The organism is Streptomyces sp. NPDC014991 (genome assembly GCF_043080665.1).
Lineage (GTDB): Bacteria > Actinomycetota > Actinomycetes > Streptomycetales > Streptomycetaceae > Streptomyces.
Window position 1 is genome coordinate 366,051 of sequence record NZ_JBIBVY010000001.1, and the last position, 21,443, is coordinate 387,493.

A 21,443-nucleotide genomic window follows, 5' to 3' on the forward strand; every position below is an offset into this window, starting at 1 on the left:
TCAGATCCGCTGGGAGCCTGCATGCGAGCCGTCCGACTGACCGTCACCGCCGCCGCCACCGCGGCCGCTCTGACCGCCCTCTCGGCCTGCACCGCGAAGAGTGACGCCAAGGACGGCGACGCCGTCCGGGTCACGGCCGCAGACTCCACGTGCGAGACCTCCACCAAGTCCGTGCCGGCCGGCCAGGTGACGCTGAAGATCGAGAACAAGGGCTCCAAGGCGACCGAGGTCGAGATCCTCTTCCCGGACGACCGCATCGTCTCCGAGAAGGAGAACATCGGGCCGGGCACCCGGTACACGCTCACCGCCGAGGTGAAGGCCGGATCGTACGAGGTCGCCTGCCGGCCCGGCATGAAGGGCCACGGCGTCCGGCAGAAGCTCACCGTCACCGGCGACGGCGGCAGCGCCAAGCGGAACCCGAAGCTCGACACGGCGGTCGCCGAGTACCGCCGGTACGCCCAGGACCAGGCCGACGAGACGCTGCCGCTTACCGAGACGTTCGCGAAGGCGGTCAAGGCCGGCGACCTGGACGCCGCGAAGAAGGCCTACGCCCTCTCCCGCCTCGGCTGGGAGCGCACCGAGCCGGTCGCCGAGTCCTTCGGTGACATCGACCCGAAGGTCGACGTCCGCGAGGACGGCCTGGAGGACGGCCAGAAGTGGACCGGCTGGCACCGGCTGGAGAAGGCCCTCTGGCACGACAAGAAGATCGGCGCCGAGGAGAAGGCCCTCGCCGACCAGCTGGTGAAGGACCTCAAGGACTGGCAGGCCCGGGTCGGCAAGGCCGAGATCACCCCGACGTCCATGGCCAACGGCGCCAAGGAACTGCTCGACGAGGTCGCCACCGGCAAGGTCACCGGCGAGGAGGACCGCTACGCGCACACCGACCTCGTCGACTTCAAGGGCAACGTCGAGGGCGCCCAGAAGGCGTACGAGCTCCTGAAGCCCGTCGCCGCGCACAACGACCCGGCGCTGACCCGGGAACTGGACAAGCAGTTCACGACCCTGGACGCACTGCTGGACACCTACCGCGCAGATCCGGCCGACAAGGCGGGGTACGACTTCATCTCCTACGACAAGGTCGGCAAGGACCGCCGCAAGGAGCTGTCGGACGCGGTCAACGCGCTCGCCGAGCCGCTGTCCAAGCTCGCCGCCGCGGTCGTGAAGTAAGCAGAGGGGGCAGGGCGATGACCGAGACCCAGGGAAGCACTCCGTCCCGTCGCGCGCTGATCGGCTGGGGCGGGGCCGGGCTCGCGCTCGGGGCCGCGGCGGCCGGCGGCACGGTGGCGATGACCAGGGCGGGCGACGACGTGGACCCGGTGGCCGCCGAGACCGGCGGCGCGGTGGAGTTCCACGGCGCCCACCAGGCCGGCATCGCCACACCGGTGCAGGACCGGCTGCACTTCGCCGCGTTCGACGTGAAGACCGACGACCGCGACGCGTTCGTGCAGATGCTGAAGGACTGGACGGCGGCGGCCCGGCGGATGACCGCGGGCAGCGCGGTCGGCGAGGGCGCCTACGGCGGGCTCGCCGAGGCCCCGCCGGACGACACCGGCGAGGCACTCGGGCTCAAGCCGTCCCGGCTGACACTGACCATCGGGTTCGGGCCCTCCCTCTTCGACCGGTTCGGTCTGAAGGACAGGCGGCCCGAGGCCCTGGTCGACCTGCCCGCGTTCCCCGGCGACAACCTGGACAGGTCCCGCACCGGCGGCGACCTGTGCGTCCAGGCCTGCGCCGACGACCCGCAGGTCGCCGTGCACGCGATCCGCAACCTCGCCCGCATCGGCTTCGGCAAGGTCGCCATCCGCTGGTCGCAGCTGGGCTTCGGCAAGACCTCCTCGACCACCCCGGGCGCGCAGACCCCCCGCAACCTGATGGGCTTCAAGGACGGCACCCGCAACATCGCGGGCACCGAGACCGACCGGCTGAAGAAGTTCGTGTGGGTCGGCGACGGCGACGGCGACGCGCGGACGGACTGGATGACCGGCGGCTCCTACCTGGTCGCCCGGCGCATCCGCATGAACATCGAGACCTGGGACCGCACCTCCCTGCAGGAGCAGGAGGACGTGTTCGGCCGGGACAAGCGCGAGGGCGCCCCCGTCGGCAAGGCCCACGAGCACGACGAGCCGTTCCTGAAGGCGATGAAACCGGACGCGCACGTGCGGCTCGCCCACCCCGACTCCAACAACGGGGCCACCATCCTGCGCCGGGGCTACTCCTTCACCGACGGCACCGACGGCCTCGGCCGGCTCGACGCGGGCCTGTTCTTCCTGGCCTACCAGCGGGACGTACGCAAGGGCTTCATCCCGCTCCAGCGCAAGCTGTCGGCGCACGACGCGCTCAACGAGTACATCCAGCACGTGGGTTCGGCGGTCTTCGCGGTGCCCCCCGGCGTCCGGGACTCCGGCGACTGGTGGGGCCGCACGCTGTTCTCGAAGGAGGCGTAGCCCGTGTTCTCCAACTACCTGATCGGCCTGCGCGAGGGACTGGAGGCGTCGCTCGTCGTCTGCATCCTGATCGCCTACCTGGTCAAGACCGGCCGCAGGGACGCCCTGAAGCCCATCTGGATCGGTATCGGCATCGCGATCGCCATCGCCATGGGCTTCGGCTGCGCCCTGGAGTTCGGCTCCCAGGAGCTGACCTTCCAGGCGCAGGAGGCGCTCGGCGGCTCCCTGTCGATCGTCGCCGTGGGCCTGGTGACCTGGATGGTGTTCTGGATGCGGCGCACCGCCCGGCACCTCAGGTCGGAGCTGCACGGCAAGCTGGACGCGGCCCTCGCCCTCGGCACGGGCGCGCTCGTCGCCACCGCGTTCCTCGCGGTCGGCCGGGAGGGCCTGGAGACCGCGCTGTTCGTGTGGGCGTCGGTGCACGCGGCCTCCGACGGCACCCCGCGCCCGCTGGCCGGCGTCGCCCTCGGCCTCGCCACGGCCGTCCTCCTCGGCTGGCTGTTCTACCGCGGCGCCCTGAAGATCAACCTGGCGAAGTTCTTCACCTGGACCGGCGGCATGCTCGTCGTCGTCGCGGCGGGCGTGCTGGCGTACGGCTTCCACGACCTCCAGGAGGCCGACTGGGTCCCGGGCCTGACCCACCTGGCCTTCGACATCAGCGGCACCATCCCGCCGGACAGCTGGTACGGCACCCTGCTGAAGGGCGTGTTCAACTTCCAGCCGGACCCGACCGTCGTCCAGGTCACGGTGTGGGCGCTGTACCTGGTCCCGGTGCTCGCACTGTTCCTCTCCCCGGTAGGGTTCGCCTCCGGAAAGGGGAAGGTGAAGCAGCCGGATGACCAGGGAACGCAGCCGTCGACGGCTTCGCAGGCGTGACCGGAACGCACTCATAGCGGCCTCGCTGACCGCTATGTCGGTGACGGCGAGCGGCTGTGTGGTGGTGCACGGGGAACGCGTGGTGCTCCCGGCCGCCACCCGCGCCGAGGCCGCCAGGGCGCTGACCGCGTTCACCGACGCGTACAACAAGGCCGACAAGGCCTACGACAGCTCCCTGGACGCGCCCTACGTCACCGGCGCCGTCGCCGACATCGACTCCGCCCGGCTGAAGGCCGGGCACACCAACAGCCCCACCGGGAACGTCCGTCACGCCCCGCTGGCGCTGACGGACGTCACGTACACGATCCCGAAGAAGGCCGGCTGGCCGCGCTGGTTCGTCGCCGACGCCAGGAGCAACAAGGGCGGTGACGTCCGCTGGGTGCTGGTGTTCACCCGCCACGGCCAGGGCGAGCGGTGGCAGGTGGCGTACCTGACGCTCATGGCGCCCGGTGCCGTGCCGAAGTTCCGGACGGACAAGGACGGCTGGGCCGAGGCCGTACCGGCCGATTCCACCGAACTTGCCGTCCGGCCGGACGCGTTGAGCACGTCGTACACCTCCTACCTCAAGAACGGCGGCAAGGCGTTCGCGGACGGCCGCGACACCAGCGTGCTGCGCGCGGACCGCAAGAAGGCGGCCGAGAAACCCGGCCTGGTCCGCCAGTTCATCGACGAGCCGCTCACCCACGGCGACTACGCGCCGCTCGCGCTGCGCACGGCGGACGGCGGGGCGCTGGTGTTCTTCACCACGCACCACTTCGAGAAGCAGACCGCCTACCCGGGCGCGACCGTGCCGATCCCCAACAAGGACGTCCGGGCCCTCGTCAAGGGCGACGTGAAACAGTCCCTGACGCTGGAGTCGATGGCCGACGAGGCCGCGCTGGACCCGCCCGCCCGCGGCCCGGTACGGATCCTGGGACGCGTCCAGGGCCTGACGGCCGGACAGGGTTCGTGAGGCCGGCGCCGGACGCGGCCGGCGGTGTCAGTGGCGCGGGGGCCAGGCCGCGGCCGGGTGGGCGGGCTCCTCGGCCGCGTACCGGGCGCACGCGTCGGTGAGCGCCTCCAGCAGGGTCAGCGGGTCGGGCAGCGGCTGCTCCGGGCCCCGTACCCAGCGCACCCGGCGGTCGTCACCGGGAAGCCGGGCGGGCGGCACGAGGACGTAGGAGCCACGGCAGTGCCAGCGCAGGCCCGGGTGCTCGTCCATGGTCTCGGGATGGCAGTCCAGCTCGCAGGGCCACCACTCGTCCTCGTCCTCGGGGGTGCCGCGGGTGAGCGTGAAGAACAGCATGCGGCCGTCGTCGCTCTCGGCGACCGGGCCGACCTCGACGCCGGCACCGAGCAGCCGCTCCATGGCCTCGCGGCCGGCCTCCAGCGGCACGTCGAGGACGTCGTGCACCATGCCGGTGGCGGTGATGAAGTTGGCCTGCGGCTGGTGCCGGGCCCAGCGCTCGATCTGGCCGCGCTCGGTGGTGGACTGGGTCTGCCAGGCGAACGACACCGGGTGCCGGGCCGGGGTGGGACAGCCGACGCGGTCGCAGGAACAGCGGTATCCGGGGGCGGGGTGCGCGGCCGGGGCCAGCGGCAGGCCCGCCCCGGCGGCGGCGAGCAGCAGGGCCTCCCGGCCGTCGTCACCGGACGCGGCTCGCTTCGGGCGGCGCCCCGGCAGCCACCGGGAGAGTTTGCCCTGGAGACCGGTCCGGCCGCCGAACGTCGCGCTCATCTGTCCCCTCGCCTCGCTGTGTGCGGACAGCATGCCTTATCGCCCTATCTTCCCTCCGCCCCGGGGGCCCGGGGGACGGTTCCGCCCCAACCGGGCGAGACAACCCTCACAGCTCCCGGAACACCGGCCCGGCCGGGGCCGGCGCCGGGGCTCAGCGGGCTGCGATGCCGTGCAGCGCGTACTCGACCAGCGTGTCCGTGTACGCGTACGAGAGCGGCCCGGTCCGCTGGAGCCAGCGCTGCGCCAGCGGCGAGACGAACAGCTCCAGGGCGATCCGCGGATCGATGTCGGGCCGCACCGCCCCGGCGTCCCGCGCCGAGCGCAGCCGGTCCGCGTACAGCTGGAGCTGGGGTTCGAGGAGCTTCGTCACGAACCGGCGGCCGAGCTCCTCGTTGACCAGGCCCTCCGCGGCCAGTGCGCGCGACGGCGCCTCGAAGCGCGGGTCGAGCAGCTCGTCCACCGTGGCCCGGAGCACCGCCCTGAGGTCGGCTGCCAGGTCACCGGTGTCGGGGATCGCGTACGACTGCTGCCCCGCCTCGTGGGCCGCCTGCCCGGTGAGGTCCAGGAACGCCTCCAGCAGGACGTCGGCCTTGGACGGCCACCACCGGTAGATGGTCTGCTTGCCGACGCCTGCGCGGGCCGCGATCGCCTCGACGGTGGTCCTCGGATAGCCGACCTCCCCCACCAGGGCGAGGGCGGCGGCATGGATCGCCCGGCGGGACTTCTCGCTGCGGCGGGCGGCGTCGGGGGCGGACTTGTCGACCATGGGACCGAAAGTAACAAGGGGCGGCGGCGTACTACGACACGGAGCCGTGGCCGTCCGGCGGCCACGCATCGCCCCAGTCGGCGTCCCGGGCCGCCCGGTACAGGTCGCCGTGGCGTTTGGTCACCGTCGTACGGCGCAGCCGCTCGTCGGCCTCGCACAGGTCGAGCAGCACCTGGCCCTTGCGGATCTGCGGGCGCCGGACCACGCGGGCGGGGGCCGGTCCGGCGGGCAGCCGGGTGGCGGCGACGTAGGCGAACTTCTCGTCCTCGTACGCCAGCGAGCCGCCCTTCACCTGGCGGTGCAGGGAGGAACGGCCGACCCGGGCGGAGAAGTGGCACCAGTCGGTGCCGGGCGCGATCGGGCAGGCCGCGCTGTGCGGGCACGGCGCGGCGACGCGGAAACCTGCCCCGATGAGCCGGTCGCGGGCCTCGATGACCCGCTCGTAGCCGGCCGGGGTGCCCGCCTCGACGATCACGACGGCCTGCGCGGCGCGCGCGGCGGCGTCGACGAGGGCGGCCCGGTCGGCCGCGGCGAGTTCGTTCAGGACGTACGACACCGTGACCAGGTCGGTGTCGTCCAGGGCGAGGTCGGCGCCGATCCGGGCGCGCTGCCAGCGGGCGTCCCCCAGTGCCGGGTTCGCGGCGGCCAGCTCCCGGCCGAGGGCGAGCGCGGGCTCCGCCCAGTCCAGCACGGTCACCGGGCGGGTGCCGTCCCAGGTGGCGGTGACCGCCCAGGTCGCGGCGCCGGTGCCGCCGCCGACGTCCACGTGCCCGGCGGGCACCCAGCCGGGCACGGCGTCGGCGAACGCCGCCAGCGCCGAGCGGACCGCCTCGAAGGTGGCCGGCATCCGGTAGGCGGCGTACGCAGCGACGTCGGCGCGCTCGCGGAGGATCGGTGCGTGGGTGGGGGTGTCTCCGCGGTAACTGGCGATCAGCCGTTCCACGGCTCCGGCGACCCGCGAGGGCGGCAACCCGGCCAGCAGCCCACCGAGAGCCTCACGCAGAGTCTCGGCCGGGGACGGGGATACGGGGTGGTTCACCTGCCGATTGTACGAGGCCGGGGGTGAGGGTGGGGCGGGAGGGCGGTGGGAGTGAGGGTGGGGCGGGAGGGCGAGGGCGTGAGAGTGGGCACGGGCGGGGGGCGTGCGCGGTGGGCCCGGATCGTGGGCGCGGGCGGGGGGCCCGGATTGTGGGCGCGGGCAGGAGGCGTGCGCGGTGGGCGCGGGTCGTCGGCGAGGGCAGGGGCGAAGCCCTGCCAGGCCGGTGTCGCGGCCGGCAGGCCGGGCTGGTGCGCGAGGCCCTGCCGTGCCGGTGCCGTAGGCGGCGGGCGGCGGGCGGCGGGCGGCGGGCGGCGGGCGGCGAGCGGCGGGCGGCGGGCGGCGGGCGGCGGGCGGCGGGCGGCGGGCGGCGGGCGGCGGGCGGCGGGCGAGGAACGGTGCGGGACCGTGCCAGCCGGTGTCGAGGCCGGCAGGCCGGGCCGGTGCGCGAAGGCAGCGGCGAGGCCGGGCCGGTGCCGAGCCGGCGGGGCGGACCGGTGCGGGGGCCGGTGCCGAGGCCGGCAGGTCGGGTTGGTGGGCGACGGCGGCCGTGCCGGGCCGGTGGGCCAGGCCGTGCCGGGTCCATGTCGAGGCCAGCCGGCCGGGCAAGGGCGAGGCCGTGGCGGGCCGGTGCCGTGGGCGGCGGGCCGGGCCCGTGGGCGAAGGCAGCGGCGAAGCCGGGCCGGTGCCGAGCCGGCAGGAGTCAGGCCGGTGCTGAGCCAGTGGCCAAGCCGGAGCCGAGGCCGGCAGGCCGGGTTGGTGGGCGACGGCGGCCGTGCCGGGCCGGTGGGCCAGGCCGTGCCGGGTCCATGTCGAGGCCAGCCGGCCGGGCAGGGGCGAGGCGGGCCTGCCAGGTCGGTGGACGACGGCGGCCGTGCCGGGCCGGTGGGCCAGGCCGTGCCGGGTCCATGTCGAGGCCAGCCGGCCGGGCAGGGGCGAGGCCGGGCCGGGCCGGTGCCGTGGGCGGCGGGCCGGGCCCGTGGGCGAAGGCAGCGGCGAGGCCGGGCCGGTGCCGAGCCGGCGGGGTCGGGCCTGGGCGAGGGCCGGGGGGCGGTGCGAGGCAGGCGGACGGGCCGGCCGGCGAGGCCGTGCGGGGTGGGCGTGGGGTCAGATCACCGCGCGTGCCAGTCGCGTCGCCAGTGCCGCTCTCGGGCCGCTGTCCGCCGGACGCCGTCGCGGGTGGACCGTGTTCGCCAGCAGTACGAGGAACGTGTCCGTCGCCGGGTCCAGGACCAGGGACGTGCCGGTGAAGCCGGTGTGGCCCGCCGCGCCGTGGCCCGCCATCTCGCCCATGAACCACGGCTCGTCCAGGGCGAATCCCAGCCCGGGCGGGGTGAACAGCAGCTCCACGAAGTCGGGCCCGAGGATGCGCGCGGGGCCGTAGGAGCCGCCGGCGAGCAGGGCGCGGCAGAAGACGGCCAGGTCGGGCGCGGTGGAGAAGAGGCCCGCGTGGCCGGCGACCCCGCCGAGCGCCCAGGCGTTCTCGTCGTGGACCACACCGCGCAGCATGCCCCGGTCGGCCTTGGCCCAGGGCCGCCGCTGGTCCTCGGTGGCCGCGGCGCCGGGGCAGGGACCGAAGGCGGTGGCGGTCATGCCGAGCGGGCGGGTGATGCCCTCGTGGACGAGGACGTCGAGGGTGCGGCCGGTGATGCGCTCCAGGACGAACTGGAGCAGCAGCATGTTCAGGTCGGAGTACCGGTAGGTGCCCGGTTCCGCCGTCGGGGCGGTGTTCCGCAGGAGTGCGAGGCGGGCGCGCTCGTCCGGGCAGTCGTACAGCGGGAGTTCGGGGCGCAGCCCGGAGGTGTGGGTGAGCAGCTGACGCACGGTGATGCCGTAGGCGGCGGCTCCGGTGAACTCGGGCAGGTAGGCGCCGACCCGGGCGTCCATGCCGAGGGTGCCGCGTTCGATCTGCTGCACCGCGGCGACGGAGGTGAACAGCTTGGTGAGGGAGGCCAGGTCGAAGGGGGTGTCGACGGTGGCCGGGACCCGGGAGTCGGGCGGCAGCGCGACAGCGTTGTCGGTCTTCGGGTCGTAGGCGCAGTAGCGCACCGCCCAGCCCGCGGCCTCGGCCACCGCGACCACGGGTCCGCGTCCGGCCAGCACGACGGCACCGGCCGCCCAGGGGCGGACGCCGGTGGTGAGGGCGTGCACGTCGTCGGTCAGACGCTCGAGCTCCGTGGGGTCGAGCCCGGCTCGCTCGGGTGTGCCGGTACGCAGTCTCGGTGCGCTCAGTTGTCCTCTCCCTTCGGCCCCGTACGGGTGTTCCAGGGACGGCACATTCCCACGAAGCAGGCCGCGGCGACCAGTGCGCCCGCCAGTTGGACGACCGCCATGGGGACGGCGGTGTGTTCCCCGGCGACGCCGACGAGCGGGGAGGCGATCGCGCCGACGAGGAAGGAGGTGGTGCCGAGCAGCGCGGAGGCGGAGCCGGCGGCGTGCCGGGTGCGCAGCAGGGCGAGGGACTGGGCGTTGGGCAGGGTGATGCCCATCGCCGACATGAGGACGAACAGGGCGGCGGAGACGGGTGCCAGGCCGACCTCGCCGAAGGTGCCCGCGGCCATGAGGAGCAGGGCGGTGGCGGCGATGACGATGACCGCGAGGCCGGTCGCGAGGACCTTGTCCAGGCTGACCCGGCCCACCAGCACCTTGCCGTTGATCTGGCCCGCGATCATCAGACCGACCGAGTTGACGCCGAACAGCAGGCTGAAGGTCTGCGGGGAGGCGCCGTAGATCTCCTGGATGACGAACGGCGAGGCGGATATGTAGGCGAACAGCGCGGCGAAGGCGAAGCCGCCGGCCAGCGTGTAGCCGGTGAAGGGCAGGTCGGCGAGGAGGCCGCGCATCGCGCGCAGGGCCTGGCCGGTGCCGCCGCCGTGGCGGTCGGCGGGCGGCAGCGTCTCGGGCAGCCGCCGCCAGACGACGGCGGCGAGCAGGACGCCCACGAGGGTGAGGACGGCGAACACGCCCCGCCAGTCCGTCACCCGGAGGATCTGCCCGCCGATCAGCGGCGCCACGATCGGGGCGACCCCGGAGATCAGCATCAGGGTGGAGAAGAAGCGGGCCATGTCCACACCGTCGTACAGGTCGCGTACGACGGCTCGTGCGATGACGATGCCGGCCGCGCCCGCGAGGCCCTGGGCCAGCCGGAAGGCGACCAGGGTCTCGACGTTCGGGGCGAAGGCGCACAGGACGGTGGCGAGGACGTAGACGGCGAGGCCGGCCAGGAGCGGGCGGCGGCGGCCCCAGCGGTCGCTCATCGGACCCACGATCAGCTGGCCGAGCGCCATGCCGGCCAGGCAGGCGGTGAGGGTGAGCTGGACGGTGGCGGCGGGGGCGTGCAGGGAGCGGGTGACCTCCGGCAGGGACGGGAGGTACATGTCCATGGCGAGCGGAGGTGTGGCGGTGAGGCCGCCGAGGACGAGGGTGACGAGCAGGCCGGTCCGGCGGTCGGCGGGTGGGCTCTGCGCGGTGGACGCGTGCTCCGTTCCGGGTGTCTGTGCCGCCGCGTGCTCGGGCATGTGTCCCTCCCTCTCGTACTGGACCGGCACCTATGCTCTCAGCTCGTACACACTGCCGAGGCACACATGAGCGAGGGTGGGGCGGGCATGGCGGAGCGGGGCGTGCGGTGGGGGATCCTGGCGACGGGCGGGATCGCGGCGGCGTTCGCGGCGGACCTGGTGGCCGCGTCGGACGACGGCCGTGCGGCCAAGATCGTGGCGGTGGCGTCGCGCCGGCCCGAGTCGGCGCGGGCGTTCGCCGACCGGTTCGGGGTGGCGCGGGCGTACGGCGACTGGGAGTCGCTGGCGGCGGACGAGGACGTCGACGTCGTGTACGTCGCCACTCCGCACACCGCGCACCGGGCGGCGGCCGGGCTGTGCCTGGCGGCGGGGCGGAACGTGCTGTGCGAGAAGCCGTTCACGCTGAACCTGCGCGAGGCGGAGGAACTCGTCGCGCTGGCACGGGAGCACGACCGCTTCCTGATGGAGGCGATGTGGATGTACTGCAATCCGCTGGTGCGGCGGCTGAAGGCGCTGGTGGACGACGGGGCGATCGGCGAGGTGCGCACGGTGCAGGCGGACTTCGGGCTGGCCGGGCCCTTCGCCGCGGACCACCGGCTGCGGGATCCGGCGCTCGGCGGTGGGGCGCTGCTGGACCTGGGCGTGTACCCGGTGTCCTTCGCTCAGTTGCTGCTGGGTGAGCCGGACGGGGTCGCCGCGAGCGCGGTGCTGTCACCGGAGGGCGTCGACCTGCAGACGGGGGCCGTGCTGTCCTGGGACAGCGGCGCGCTGGCCTCGCTGCACTGCTCCATCGACGGCGCTACGGCGGCCACCGCCTCGGTCACCGGCTCGCGCGGCCGGATCGACGTCCCGTCCGGCTTCTTCCACCCGGACCGGTTCGTACTGCACCGCGAGGGCCGTGACCCCGAGGAGTTCGCCGCGGACCCGGCCGACGGGCCGCGCAGCAGCATGCGGCACGAGGCGAGGGAGGTCATGCGGGCGCTGCGGGCAGGTGAGAAGGAGTCGCCGCTGGTGCCGCTGGAGGGCACGCTCGCGGTGATGCGGACGCTGGACGCGGTGCGGGAGCGGACCGGGGTGCGGTATCCGGGGGAGGCCGGGGCGCGGTATCCGGGGAAAGAGGTGGCCGACGTCTCCGGACAACCGTATGGCGGACACCTGATCCCGTATGGCGGACCCGCCGCCTAGGCTGCGGAGCCATGACCGGCAGGCAGTCGAAGATCGCGGTGGTGACCGGGGCGGGCTCCGGCATCGGACGGGCCGTCGCCGTGGAGCTGTCGCGCCACGGCTGGTCGGTGGCGCTCGCCGGCCGGCGCGCCGGGACGCTGGAGGAGACGGCGGCGACGGCGCCGGAGGGCACCGCGCTCGCCGTGCGCACCGACGTGTCCCGACCCGAGGACGTGGACGCGCTGTTCGCGGCGGTGGTGGAGCGGTTCGGACGGGTGGACCTGCTGTTCAACAACGCGGGGATCTTCGGGCCCGGCGGGGTCCCGGTCGAGGACCTGCCGTACGACGCCTGGCGGCACGTGGTGGACACCAACCTCAACGGCGCGTTCCTGTGCGCGCAGGCGGCCTACCGGCGGATGAAGGAGCAGGATCCGCAGGGCGGCCGGATCATCAACAACGGTTCCGTCTCGGCCCACACGCCCCGCCCGCACTCGGTCGCCTACACCGCGACGAAGCACGCGCTGACCGGGCTCACCAAGTCGCTGTCGCTGGACGGGCGGCCGTACCGCATCGCGGTCGGGCAAATCGACATCGGCAACGCGGCGACCGACATGACGGCCCGGATGCGGACCGGCGCGCTCCAGGCGAACGGCGAGGTGGCCCCGGAACCGGTGATGGACGTGGCCGACGTGGCGCGCACGGTGCGGCACATGGCGGAACTGCCGCTGGAGGCGAACGTGCAGTTCGCGACGGTGCTGGCGACGGGGATGCCGTACATCGGGCGGGGCTGAGCCCGGCGGCGCCTGCCCGCGGGCCGAGCCCGGCGGCGCCCGCCTTCTCCCCGTCCGACGGAACCGGAGTTTGAACGTCCGCGCTATTGCGGCCGGTCGCGCCCGTGTGCTGAACTCTCCTTCACCAGAGCTTCACAGTTGGCGCACCGACGTTCCGCGGCCACTCCGAGGGGGGAGGCGGCGGTCGTTCCACCGGACCGGAGTCAGGGGCGTGCCTCGCGGCCGGCCGCGGGGCACACGCCGGTGGGTGGAACGACCGCCGCACACACCGCTCAGCTCCGGTGGCGGCCTTCCGGCCCGCCCGCGGCGCCCTTGCGGACCTCACCGCCCCCGCCGTCCGCGGCGCCCGCGCCGTTCACCACCGCCCGTGTCCGGTGTCGGCGCAGGACCCAGGCTCCGGCGCCCAGCAGGGCGGCCGCCCCGGCCGAGCCCGCCGCCAGCCCCCACCCCGAGCCGCCCCCGGACCCCGTACCGGGCGCGCCGGCCGCCGCCCGTGCCGGCTTCCGCGCGGGCGGTGGGCTCGCCTTCACCCCGCCCTCGCTGAGCGGTGCGACCAGCAGACCCACCGCCTGCGCCGAACGCCCGTGCCCGAAGCCCCAGTCGAGCAGCGCGGCGGTCTCCTCGTAGACGGCGTTGCCGCCGGCCTTGGGGTGCATCACGGTGACCAGCAGGGTGCGCCCACCGCGGGTGGCGGCACCGGTGAAGGTGTTGCCGGCGTGGCTGGTGTAGCCGTTCTTGACCCCGATCAGCCCGTCGTACGTCTTGAGGCCCCACGCCCCGGTCAGCAGGCGGTCGGTGTTCTGGATCTGGAAGGTCTTCCTGCCGCCCGCCGGGAAGTCGGCGGTCCGGGTGCCGCAGTAACGGCGGAACGCGGCGTCCTTCAGGCCGTGGCGGGCGAAGAGCGTGAGGTCGTACGCCGAGGAGAGCTGGCCCTTGTGGTCGAAGCCGTCGGGGCTGACCACATGGGTGTCCATGGCCTGGAGGTCCGCGGCCCTGGCCTGCATCTCGGCCACCGTCCGGGCGATGCCGCCGTTCAGGTGGGAGAGCACGTGCACGGCGTCGTTGCCGGAGCGCAGGAACACGCCCTGCCACAACTGCTCGACGGTGTAGGTGATGCCGGGCTTGACACCGACGAGGCTGGAGCCGGCCGGGACGTCGGCGAGGTCGGCGTCGGTGACCCGGTAGCGCTCGGCGGGGTCCAGCCGCTTCAGCACGGTGTCCGCGAACAGCATCTTCAGGGTGGACGCGGGCGGGAGGCGCCGGTGTGCGCCGAACGAGGCGAGGACCTCCCCGCTGTCGAGGTCGGCGACCAGCCACGAGCGGGCGGTGAGCTTTCCGGGCAGTCCGGCGGCACCGCTCACCTGGACGCCGGGACGGGCCAGCCGCTCGCCGCCGACGACCGTGGTCGCGGCGGCGGCCCCCGTGGCCGTGGAAAGGGGGAGGGCGGCGGCCGTCAGCCCGAGGACGGCACGCCGGCTGAGCCGGGAACTTTCACGCACCCGGGGACCGTACACCGCGCCGGGCGGGGGTCCGGCGCGCGGGAGGGCCGCGGGGCGGGGAACGGGCCACCGGAGCAGAACTCCGGTGGGTCAGCGCCGATTCCCGGCGCGTGGGCGCCTGTTCAGGCCTGCCCGGTCTCGAACCGCGAGATCCGCCCGTCGTCCTGGACCGTGAAGACCCACTTGGTGCGCATCTCGCCCCAGGTGTCGTTGCGGTAGCGGGCGAGGACGGTGCGGCCGCCGTCCGACTCGTTGTCGACCTCCAGGTGCCCGTGGGAGGAGAAGATCTCCCGGTCCGTCCACTCGGCGAGGTCACGCTCGAAGCCGTCGTCGCACATGGTCGCGCCGGGCGCCAGGAGCGACATGAAGCCCTCCAGGTCACGGGAGTTGACGGCGTGCACGAAGGCCCTGACGGCCGGATCGCTGAGCCGGGTCGGCTGAATCGTCATGGCGTCAGGCTCACACCGCTTCCGCGGGCCCGCCACCCGAACGACAGCCAGCGGGGGCCGGACGGTGTCGGGGGTGCCAGGCTGAACGCGGGAGGACATCCGCTCGCCAGTCTGCATGGGAGTCACCGTGAGCTGTTACGACCGACGTGATCTGGGTTTGCTGCTGCTCCGGCTGGGCACCGGCGGGGTGCTGGCAGCTCACGGCACGCAGAAGCTGTTCGGCTGGTTCGGCGGCCACGGCCTGGAGGGCACCGGCCGGTTCATGGAGTCCGTCGGCTACGTGCCCGGCAAGGCCAGCGCCACGGCCTCGGGCCTGGCGGAGACGGGCAGCGGCGTCCTGCTGGCGCTCGGCCTCGCGACCCCGGCGGCGGGTGCGGCGGCGGCCGGGGCGATGGCGGGCGCGGCGGCCGTCCACGTGCCCAACGGCTTCTTCGCCCAGGAGGGCGGCTGCGAGCACCCGGTGAGCCTGGGCCTGGTCGGGGCCGGCCTCGCCGTCACCGGACCGGGCCGCCTCTCCCTCGACCACGCCCTGGGCCACGTCCTGAACCGCGACTGGATGGTGCCGGCCGCGCTCGGCGTGACGGCGGCGGTGGCGGCCGTGGTGATCGGCGCCCGGAACAAGCGGGTCCGGGCCCAGGCGGCGGGCGAGCAGGAGACCCTGTTCGAGGAGTGACCGCCGTCCGGAGACGGCCGGGCACCGCCTCGGGCATGGCAGGCTGCGGGACATGAGCGATCACGACTCCGCAGCCGGGCTCTGGCCCGCCGTCGACTCCCTGTGGACCCGCCTGGAGGCCACCCGCGCCCACGGCGGCCAGGACGGCGTCCTGCTGCGCATCCTCAAACTGTCCGAGGAGGTCGGCGAGGTCGCCGAGGCTGTCATCGGCGCGACCGGCCAGAACCCGCGCAAGGGCGTCACCCACACCTGGGACGACGTGCAGGCGGAACTGTGCGACGTGGCGATCACGGCGCTGGTGGCACTGCGCACACTGACCCCGGACGCCCGGCAGGTCTTCGAACACCACCTCCGGAAGGTCGGGACCCGGCCGCTCGACCGGCCGGCCTGACACCTCGTCCCGGCGCGCGCTGCGCTGCCCACCGGGTGTTCCGGCCGGTGTTCCGACATCGCGCGCCGGACAGCACAACCTTGTGGGCAGGTGGTGAGTCTTGTTTTCGATCACACCGTGGTCGGACTCACGAGGAGACCATCATCAGCGCCATACGCAAGACCCTGACCGCCACCGCCGTAGTCGGTGCCGTCCTCGCGGGCTCCGCCGCCTGCGGAACGGTGGAGCAGCTCTCCGCCGGCAAGAAGCTCGACCAGGCCTTCGAGAAGCTCGGCAAGAAGAACTCGCTCTCCTTCGAGCTCGACCTGGACACCGACGTCACGTCCCTGAAGGCGCTGGACGCCAAGTCCGACCCCGCGCCCGGCGACGAGATCCCGGATGACGCGGCCAAGCTGATCAGCGGCGCGAAGATCACGGTCACCGTGCAGTCGAAGAAGCCGATCGAGGAATCCGGTGAGAAGGACCTCGTCGGCATGGCCATGAAGATCAGCAGCCCGGACGGCGACCTCGCCGAGTACCGGGTGATCGGCGACAACGCCTACATCCGTGCCGACATGGACACCATCGGCAAGGTGACGGGCAACCCCGTACCGGCCGCCACGGACCTGCCCCCGGAGGCCGGGGCGATCAGGAACGTCCTCGAGGGCAAGTGGGTGAAGTTCGACACCAAGGAGATGCAGAAGGCCACGGGCCAGGGGTCCGAGGACGGTCCCGAGCCCAGCCCGTCCCTCGACGCCAAGACGCAGAAGAAGCTCGTGAAGGCGGTCCGCGAGGTCGTCGCCCGTCGGGTGCATCTCAAGACGGCCGGCGGCGGGGACGGCACCGAGCACATCACCGCCACGGCCCCCTTCCGCACGCTCGTCACCGAGCTGCTCGGCAAGATCCGCCCGCTGGTGAAGGACCTGCCGCCGGGCATGGAGCTGCCGACGGACAAGGACCTGAAGGACGCCCCCAACGCCAAGGTGACGGCGGACTTCACGCTCAAGAACGGTGAGCTGACCGAGGTGGACGTGGACCTCGCCAAGCTGGCCGAGAACGCCAAGGTCAAGAAGCTGGGCCTGACCCTGCGGCTGGGCAAGGGCACCAGGCCCACCGTTCCGGCCGGCGCCAAGAAGCTGGACCTGAACGCCCTCATGCAGGGCTTCTTCGCCGGCCCCGGGATGAGCGACGAGTCCTGATCACGCCGAGCGCGTACGGAGCGGGTGCCCCACCCGCACGGTGAGTGGCCGTGCGGGTGGGGAGCACTCCCCCCGACCGTGTCTGCGGTCCCTGGCTGGAAGTCGACGGCGGTGGAGCCGCCGGTCCTAGAGTCGGATGCCCCAGGTGATCTCGGTGATGGAGGGGGTTCGACCACGTTGGCGGACAAGCGGGTTGTCGTCGTGACCGGCGGAGCCACGGGCATCGGTGAGGCCACGGCCCGGCTGTTGCGCGAGGGAGGCCACCACGTGGTCGTCTCCGGCCGCCGGCCCGAACCCCTGCGACGCCTCGCGGCGGAGATCGGGGCGCTGGCGTACCCGTCCGACGTCGGTGAGCCCGACGCGGCCGAGGGGCTCGTCCGGGCGGCCCTGGCCGAGCACGGCCGGATCGACGGACTGGTGCTGAACGCGGGGATCGGACGCGGCGGCGCCGTGGGAGACCTGACGCTGCGGGACTGGGAGGACGTGATGCGCACCAACGTCACCGGCCCCCTCCTGCTGCTGCGCGCGGCGATCCCGCACCTGCTGGAGTCCAGGGGGGCGGTGGTCGCCGTCGCCTCCGTCTCCGCGCTGCGCAACGGCGCGAGCAACGCCCCGTACGCCACCTCCAAGGCGGCTCTGCTCCAGCTCTGCCGTTCCGTGGCCGTCGACTACGGGCGTCAGGGGGTGCGCGCCAACACCGTGTGCCCCGGCTGGGTACGGACCGAGATGGCCGACCGGCGCATGGCCCGCTTCGCCGAGGAGGCCGGCCTGGGCGGTGGCGTGGAGGCCGCCTACGAGGAGGCGACCAGGTTGCTGCCCCCGGGACGGCCGGGTGAGCCGCGCGAGGTCGCGGAGGCGATCGACTGGCTGCTCTCCCCGGCGGCGTCCTACGTCAATGGCGCGGTCCTCACCGTCGACGGCGGGACGACGGCCCTCGATCCGGGAACGCTGGCGTTCGACTTCCACATCACGCCACGCGACGCCGACGGCTCCGCCACCCGCTGAGCATCTCCCGCACGGGGCGGGCGGAGCTGCGCCCGGGCGGGGGCCGTTGTCCCCGCCCGGGGCGTCCGCCCTCCTTCGTCGCCGTAACCGCGTACGACGACTCGACGCACAGGATCACCGGGTTCATCAACGCGCCGGCCTCGGCAGCGGCCTGCTCGGCACCCTGGCGGACGCCGGCCCGGTCCGCCTGGAGGCCCATGGCCCCAAGCCCGCCTCGGGGCCCAAGACCTCGTGCTCCTGGGAGAAGAGCGCCCCCGGCTTGCTGTGCGAGCCGGCACGGTGACCTGAACGACGCGCTCGGCCACGCGCGTGGGATCGCGGCAACGGCGGACGCGGCCACCCGGCCGCTGCACGGCGACGGCGCGGGACGGTGACGGCCGGCCCCGTCCCGCCGTCACCGCCTGGCTGACGAACGGACAGCTCATCCACTCCCTTCGGCGTGGCGGTGCCACGCGTGACGTACCGATCCACTGGCCCCGACAGTGCTCGCCCACGAGTACGACGGTCTGGCACACACGTCCGGGACCGTCGACCATGGTCACGGACTGACACGAACCCGTCCCACTCCACGGCCGGGCGCGGGGCGTACGAGTCCATGTGTACGGCTCGCGGGGGAGCGCCGCAGACGTGGACGGCCTTTCGCGCCGGTGCCGATGTTCCACGTTGGGATGCGAGTGGCCCCATGCTGCGCCTCTGCGGGGGCGTGCCCGTGCTTGATCAGCCAGATCTTGGTCGGCCTGACGGCCGCGGACGTCCTCGAACCCCACGAGATCCCATCCGGAAGGAGAGGGCGGCTGAGTCGGGAGCGCCGGTGACCTGCAGGTCGGCGTAGACGGGAACAGGTGGCTCATCTCTTTCCCCGATCGCTCAAACCGTGAGACCGGCCATGGTTCTCGCGCTGTGGACCTGATGGGATCGCACTCTTGTTCCCACAGGAGGGTCACAGATTGATATCCCGCACCAGGAAAAGACGGCGCACAGCCCTCGGTGCGATCCTCGCGGTCGTCCTCGGCTCCGGAGTGACCACCAGCTACGCAGCTGACTCCGACAACCCGCCACCCGTCCACGGTCCCGGCGCACGCGCCGTCGCAGCCGCCGTACCGGACACACCCAACGCACCGGAAGTGGGCCCGCCGTTCACGAAGACGGACGGCGTGTGGCAGGTCGAAACCACTACACCGACGTTACGCAACACGGTCAACGCCACCAGCGGCCACAAGACCACCGCAACCTTCGAGGTCCACACCACCGACTCGGGTGGCAAGCCCACCGCCACGGTCGTGAAGCTGACCGACGCCAACCAATGGGGCGTTCTCGTGTCCGGCGAGGTGAACGCCGGCAAAGCGGCCTCTGTCACGGTTCCCGCGGGCAAGCTCAAGAACGGGGTCACCTACGCGGTCCGCTCCTCCGGGTACGACGCGACCAGCAAGGTCTACGAGGACGGCTGGTCCGCGTACTCCATCTTCAAGATCGGTATTCCTCCGGCCGACAAGCCGTACGTCACCTTCCCGGCGCCGCAGACCACGTCCGGCATCAACTCGCTTGCGCAAAACCCGATCGAAGTCACGCGCACCGATCCCGGCCCCGTCACGGGTGTGCGCAGGAAGGACTCCGGCCGGAAGTGCTCCGCGCTGGACTCCAAGGGGCGGAAGGTGTGCATCGAGATCAGCCGTGACGCGCCGACTCCTGAAGACGCAGCGGTGGCCAGGAGAGTGACGAGAAACGCTCTTCGGGGCGCCGATCTCGTCCCGTGGTGTGCCGCCAAGCCGGACGGCAAGGACTACATGGACCGGTCCGACGCGTGTCTGAAGAACGTCGGTTACGCAACTCTGATCTTCGTCGACGCGGACGAACTGCCGAAGTTCGGCACCGCGACGTTCGCGCTGTCACAGCAGATCAAGCTGTACAACAAGAAGGCGGAGACCAGCACGGACAGGGCGGAGTTCGACCAACAGCTCACCGTGGTCCCGACGCAGATCGACGACGCGACCGAGGGGGTTCACCTCACCTGGAGGCCGTCCGACAACTGCAAGGACTGCACCAGTTCGCAGGTTCAGTGGTCGAGCAACGACGGCCTCAACCACACGCCGCACTGGGCGGTCGGCCAAGTCGGCTCCCAGTACGCCATGACCGCAAAGGTGCAGACGATCTGGAACGGCACCGGCAAGGAGCAGTTCGACCTCGGTTGGAGCCTCCTCGGTTCCGTCGACGCCGGAGACGGGCACGCCCAAACCAGCCTCGGCACCAGCGGCGACGTCCGGGTCCGGGAGCTTGCGCCGCGCTGTGACGACATCGCCGGGGGCAACATCGCGACCGGTTGTGTCTTCCCCTACTTCAAGCCGACCTGGACGGTCGACACCAACCAGTATCCGGCGGCCGGTGCTTACTACTGGCTGATGCAGGAGAAGCTGCCCTCCCATCCCGGCAGCCGGAAGTGGGACTCCCTCGTCACCTACCTCGGCCCCGGCAACAACGCCGACCCGGAGGGAGGCGACTGGACCAACGCCAAGAGCCGCGGCAAGGTATGCCCCGGTAGCTGGGCGCCGAACAGCGCCACGCCAAGCGGATCGTGCGACGAGTACGCGCCCGCGAGTACGTACGAAAGCGGCGGCATGCCGAAGGGCCCGAACCAGGTCAACTCCGGCAATGAATGCGCCCAGCTCTACACCAAGCCGATGACCGGCGGAACGTGGGGTCTGCTGGCTGAGAATCGCAACGGCTACACCGGACCGAAGTGGAACGAGAAGTGCGGTCGCGCCTCCGTCCCGCTGGACCAGAACGAGGGTGCGTTCCGCGACCTCGGCATCAAGTTCGTTCCCCAGATGCGGCTGCTCGACAAGGACGGGTTCCTGATCAGCGATCCCGGCTTCGAGCACTGCAAGAACGCCGACACGGTCTGCGGGTGGAAGAAGATCGGCTGACCTGACCACTGCCTGACCGCCCTGTGGCCGGACCACCCCGCGGTGTTCCGGCCGCAGTGCTATGCGAAGCGTGTCCAGTCCGGATCCAGTGGATACAGAGGGCCGTCCCACGCCAGGGCCTGATCGACGAGCCCGGGCACAGTCGTGTCCTGATGCCCGTCCGCGTACTCGACGCCACGGTTCTCGTGCAGGGCATCGGCGACTTCGATGATGTAGTCGGCGAACGACGGCCACGCGCCCAGCCTGGGTATGCCGGCCTCTTCGAAGGTTCCGATCCGTCCGTAGCCGGGTCCTGGGGTGCAGTCCGTGAACAGCCCGTACAGGCCGCTGCGGTCGGTCGCGGCGAACGCGAGGTACCGCATCGCGGGGTCGGCCGGCATGCCGATGGTGTGGGGGCCCTCATCCCAGTACGGCAGATGCTGTACCGGGGGGATCGCGTGCCTCATCGGCAGCAGCCAGGCCGTTCCCTGTCCTTGTGGGGGGAGGCCGGTCTCGGGTTCGGGTGTCCAGCCGAAGTCAGCGGGGTGGCCGGTGCCGTTGCGGAGGCGGTAGAACGCTCTGAGGCCCGGTGGGACGGTGAGGTCGAGTTCCTGCTCGACCGCGGCGATGCCGGCTTCTGAGGAGGGTGGAGGAAGCATCCGGTAGGAGCGTGGAGCGTTCTGCCCGAGCCACGCTTCGATCCTCGTCCAGGCGCCTGCCACTGCCTCTTCCTGCTGTTGGTCATCGGTCATACCCGCGACCCTAAGGTTCCCCTGCGCGCGCAACTGTGGCCTGCACCACGCGGCGGCTCAAATGTCGCTGTGGACCGCGATCGGCGCCTGCGCGATCAGCCACTGGCCCCGGACACAGCTGAACGGGTTCGGCTCCCCGACGAGTTCGCGGAAGTCACCGGTCCTTCCACCGGCACCGCAGGGCACGGCCGGCTGAAGCCGGGTGTATGCCCCCTCCTGCCAGGCTGCCCCAGTCCCACGGCGGGCACCGGTTCGGCGCAGGCGAAGCGGAGCCGCAGGTGGCG

The 21,443-nt window shown here is 72.8% G+C and carries 19 protein-coding genes; 11 read left to right on the forward strand and 8 right to left on the reverse strand.

Annotated features, from left to right (window positions below; translation table 11 throughout):
* Window positions 1–21 precede the first annotated feature (21 nt).
* From efeO to ACF1BE_RS01665, 4 genes are read left to right on the forward strand one after another with little or no spacing between them, the layout of a single operon-like run.
* Window positions 22–1,167 (forward strand): iron uptake system protein EfeO, encoded by a 1,146-nt coding sequence (gene efeO / locus ACF1BE_RS01650; RefSeq protein ID WP_392196972.1) that lies wholly within the window; start codon window positions 22–24, stop codon window positions 1,165–1,167.
* A gap of 17 nt (window positions 1,168–1,184) precedes the next feature.
* On the forward strand, window positions 1,185–2,444 hold the full coding sequence (gene efeB / locus ACF1BE_RS01655; RefSeq protein WP_392196973.1) for an iron uptake transporter deferrochelatase/peroxidase subunit: 1,260 nt from the start codon (window positions 1,185–1,187) through the stop codon (window positions 2,442–2,444).
* Window positions 2,445–2,447: 3 nt separating this feature from the next.
* Window positions 2,448–3,320 (forward strand): iron uptake transporter permease EfeU, encoded by an 873-nt coding sequence (gene efeU, locus ACF1BE_RS01660; protein WP_392196974.1) that lies wholly within the window; start codon window positions 2,448–2,450, stop codon window positions 3,318–3,320.
* Window positions 3,280–4,272, forward strand: coding sequence for a hypothetical protein (locus tag ACF1BE_RS01665; RefSeq protein WP_392196975.1), 993 nt, complete (start codon window positions 3,280–3,282; stop codon window positions 4,270–4,272). Before efeU ends, ACF1BE_RS01665 begins: the two co-directional genes overlap by 41 nt.
* A gap of 27 nt (window positions 4,273–4,299) precedes the next feature.
* Here the strand turns inward: ACF1BE_RS01665 and ACF1BE_RS01670 are convergent, their stop codons facing one another.
* The 5 genes from ACF1BE_RS01670 to ACF1BE_RS01690 all read right to left on the reverse strand — a co-directional run bounded on the left by ACF1BE_RS01670 (window position 4,300) and on the right by ACF1BE_RS01690 (window position 10,357).
* A complete protein-coding gene (locus ACF1BE_RS01670; protein ID WP_392196976.1) occupies window positions 4,300–5,037 on the reverse strand; it encodes a bifunctional DNA primase/polymerase in 738 nt (245 codons plus the stop codon).
* A gap of 151 nt (window positions 5,038–5,188) precedes the next feature.
* The gene (locus ACF1BE_RS01675; RefSeq protein WP_392196977.1) at window positions 5,189–5,803 is read right to left on the reverse strand and encodes a TetR/AcrR family transcriptional regulator; all 615 of its coding nucleotides are present in this window, start codon (window positions 5,801–5,803) and stop codon (window positions 5,189–5,191) included.
* Window positions 5,804–5,834: 31 nt separating this feature from the next.
* The gene (locus ACF1BE_RS01680) at window positions 5,835–6,842 is read right to left on the reverse strand and encodes a small ribosomal subunit Rsm22 family protein (protein WP_392196978.1); all 1,008 of its coding nucleotides are present in this window, start codon (window positions 6,840–6,842) and stop codon (window positions 5,835–5,837) included.
* A gap of 1,104 nt (window positions 6,843–7,946) precedes the next feature.
* Window positions 7,947–9,116: a serine hydrolase domain-containing protein gene (locus ACF1BE_RS01685; protein WP_392196979.1), complete on the reverse strand. Its 1,170-nt coding sequence runs from the start codon at window positions 9,114–9,116 to the stop codon at window positions 7,947–7,949.
* The gene (locus ACF1BE_RS01690) at window positions 9,068–10,357 is read right to left on the reverse strand and encodes a multidrug effflux MFS transporter (RefSeq protein WP_392196980.1); all 1,290 of its coding nucleotides are present in this window, start codon (window positions 10,355–10,357) and stop codon (window positions 9,068–9,070) included. Before ACF1BE_RS01690 ends, ACF1BE_RS01685 begins: the two co-directional genes overlap by 49 nt.
* A gap of 87 nt (window positions 10,358–10,444) precedes the next feature.
* Here ACF1BE_RS01690 and ACF1BE_RS01695 point away from each other — a divergent pair, with 87 nt between their 5' ends.
* Complete coding sequence (locus ACF1BE_RS01695) at window positions 10,445–11,542, forward strand: Gfo/Idh/MocA family protein (RefSeq protein WP_392197389.1); 1,098 nt, start codon at window positions 10,445–10,447, stop codon at window positions 11,540–11,542.
* Between the two features lie 11 nt (window positions 11,543–11,553).
* A complete protein-coding gene (locus ACF1BE_RS01700) occupies window positions 11,554–12,312 on the forward strand; it encodes an SDR family oxidoreductase (RefSeq protein ID WP_392196981.1) in 759 nt (252 codons plus the stop codon).
* Window positions 12,313–12,584: 272 nt separating this feature from the next.
* Here the strand turns inward: ACF1BE_RS01700 and ACF1BE_RS01705 are convergent, their stop codons facing one another.
* Both ACF1BE_RS01705 and ACF1BE_RS01710 read right to left on the reverse strand, forming a co-directional pair.
* Window positions 12,585–13,811 carry a D-alanyl-D-alanine carboxypeptidase family protein gene (locus tag ACF1BE_RS01705; RefSeq protein ID WP_392196982.1) on the reverse strand — a complete coding sequence of 409 codons (1,227 nt, stop codon included), beginning with the start codon at window positions 13,809–13,811 and terminating at the stop codon, window positions 12,585–12,587.
* A 122-nt stretch (window positions 13,812–13,933) separates the two neighbouring features.
* Window positions 13,934–14,260 (reverse strand): nuclear transport factor 2 family protein, encoded by a 327-nt coding sequence (locus ACF1BE_RS01710; protein WP_392196983.1) that lies wholly within the window; start codon window positions 14,258–14,260, stop codon window positions 13,934–13,936.
* Window positions 14,261–14,387: 127 nt separating this feature from the next.
* On the opposite strand from ACF1BE_RS01710, the gene ACF1BE_RS01715 reads away from it, so the two are divergent.
* From ACF1BE_RS01715 to ACF1BE_RS01735, 5 genes are all read left to right on the forward strand, one after another.
* Complete coding sequence (locus tag ACF1BE_RS01715; protein ID WP_392196984.1) at window positions 14,388–14,933, forward strand: DoxX family protein; 546 nt, start codon at window positions 14,388–14,390, stop codon at window positions 14,931–14,933.
* Window positions 14,934–14,985: 52 nt separating this feature from the next.
* On the forward strand, window positions 14,986–15,324 hold the full coding sequence (locus tag ACF1BE_RS01720; protein WP_392196985.1) for a MazG-like family protein: 339 nt from the start codon (window positions 14,986–14,988) through the stop codon (window positions 15,322–15,324).
* Window positions 15,325–15,545: 221 nt separating this feature from the next.
* Window positions 15,546–16,502, forward strand: coding sequence for a hypothetical protein (locus tag ACF1BE_RS01725; protein ID WP_392196986.1), 957 nt, complete (start codon window positions 15,546–15,548; stop codon window positions 16,500–16,502).
* A 177-nt stretch (window positions 16,503–16,679) separates the two neighbouring features.
* The gene (locus ACF1BE_RS01730) at window positions 16,680–17,507 is read left to right on the forward strand and encodes an SDR family NAD(P)-dependent oxidoreductase (RefSeq protein ID WP_392196987.1); all 828 of its coding nucleotides are present in this window, start codon (window positions 16,680–16,682) and stop codon (window positions 17,505–17,507) included.
* Between the two features lie 947 nt (window positions 17,508–18,454).
* Window positions 18,455–20,428 (forward strand): hypothetical protein, encoded by a 1,974-nt coding sequence (locus ACF1BE_RS01735; RefSeq protein ID WP_392196988.1) that lies wholly within the window; start codon window positions 18,455–18,457, stop codon window positions 20,426–20,428.
* A gap of 59 nt (window positions 20,429–20,487) precedes the next feature.
* Here ACF1BE_RS01735 and ACF1BE_RS01740 read toward each other — a convergent pair whose 3' ends face one another.
* A complete protein-coding gene (locus ACF1BE_RS01740; protein WP_392196989.1) occupies window positions 20,488–21,159 on the reverse strand; it encodes an SMI1/KNR4 family protein in 672 nt (223 codons plus the stop codon).
* Window positions 21,160–21,443: the final 284 nt, after the last annotated feature.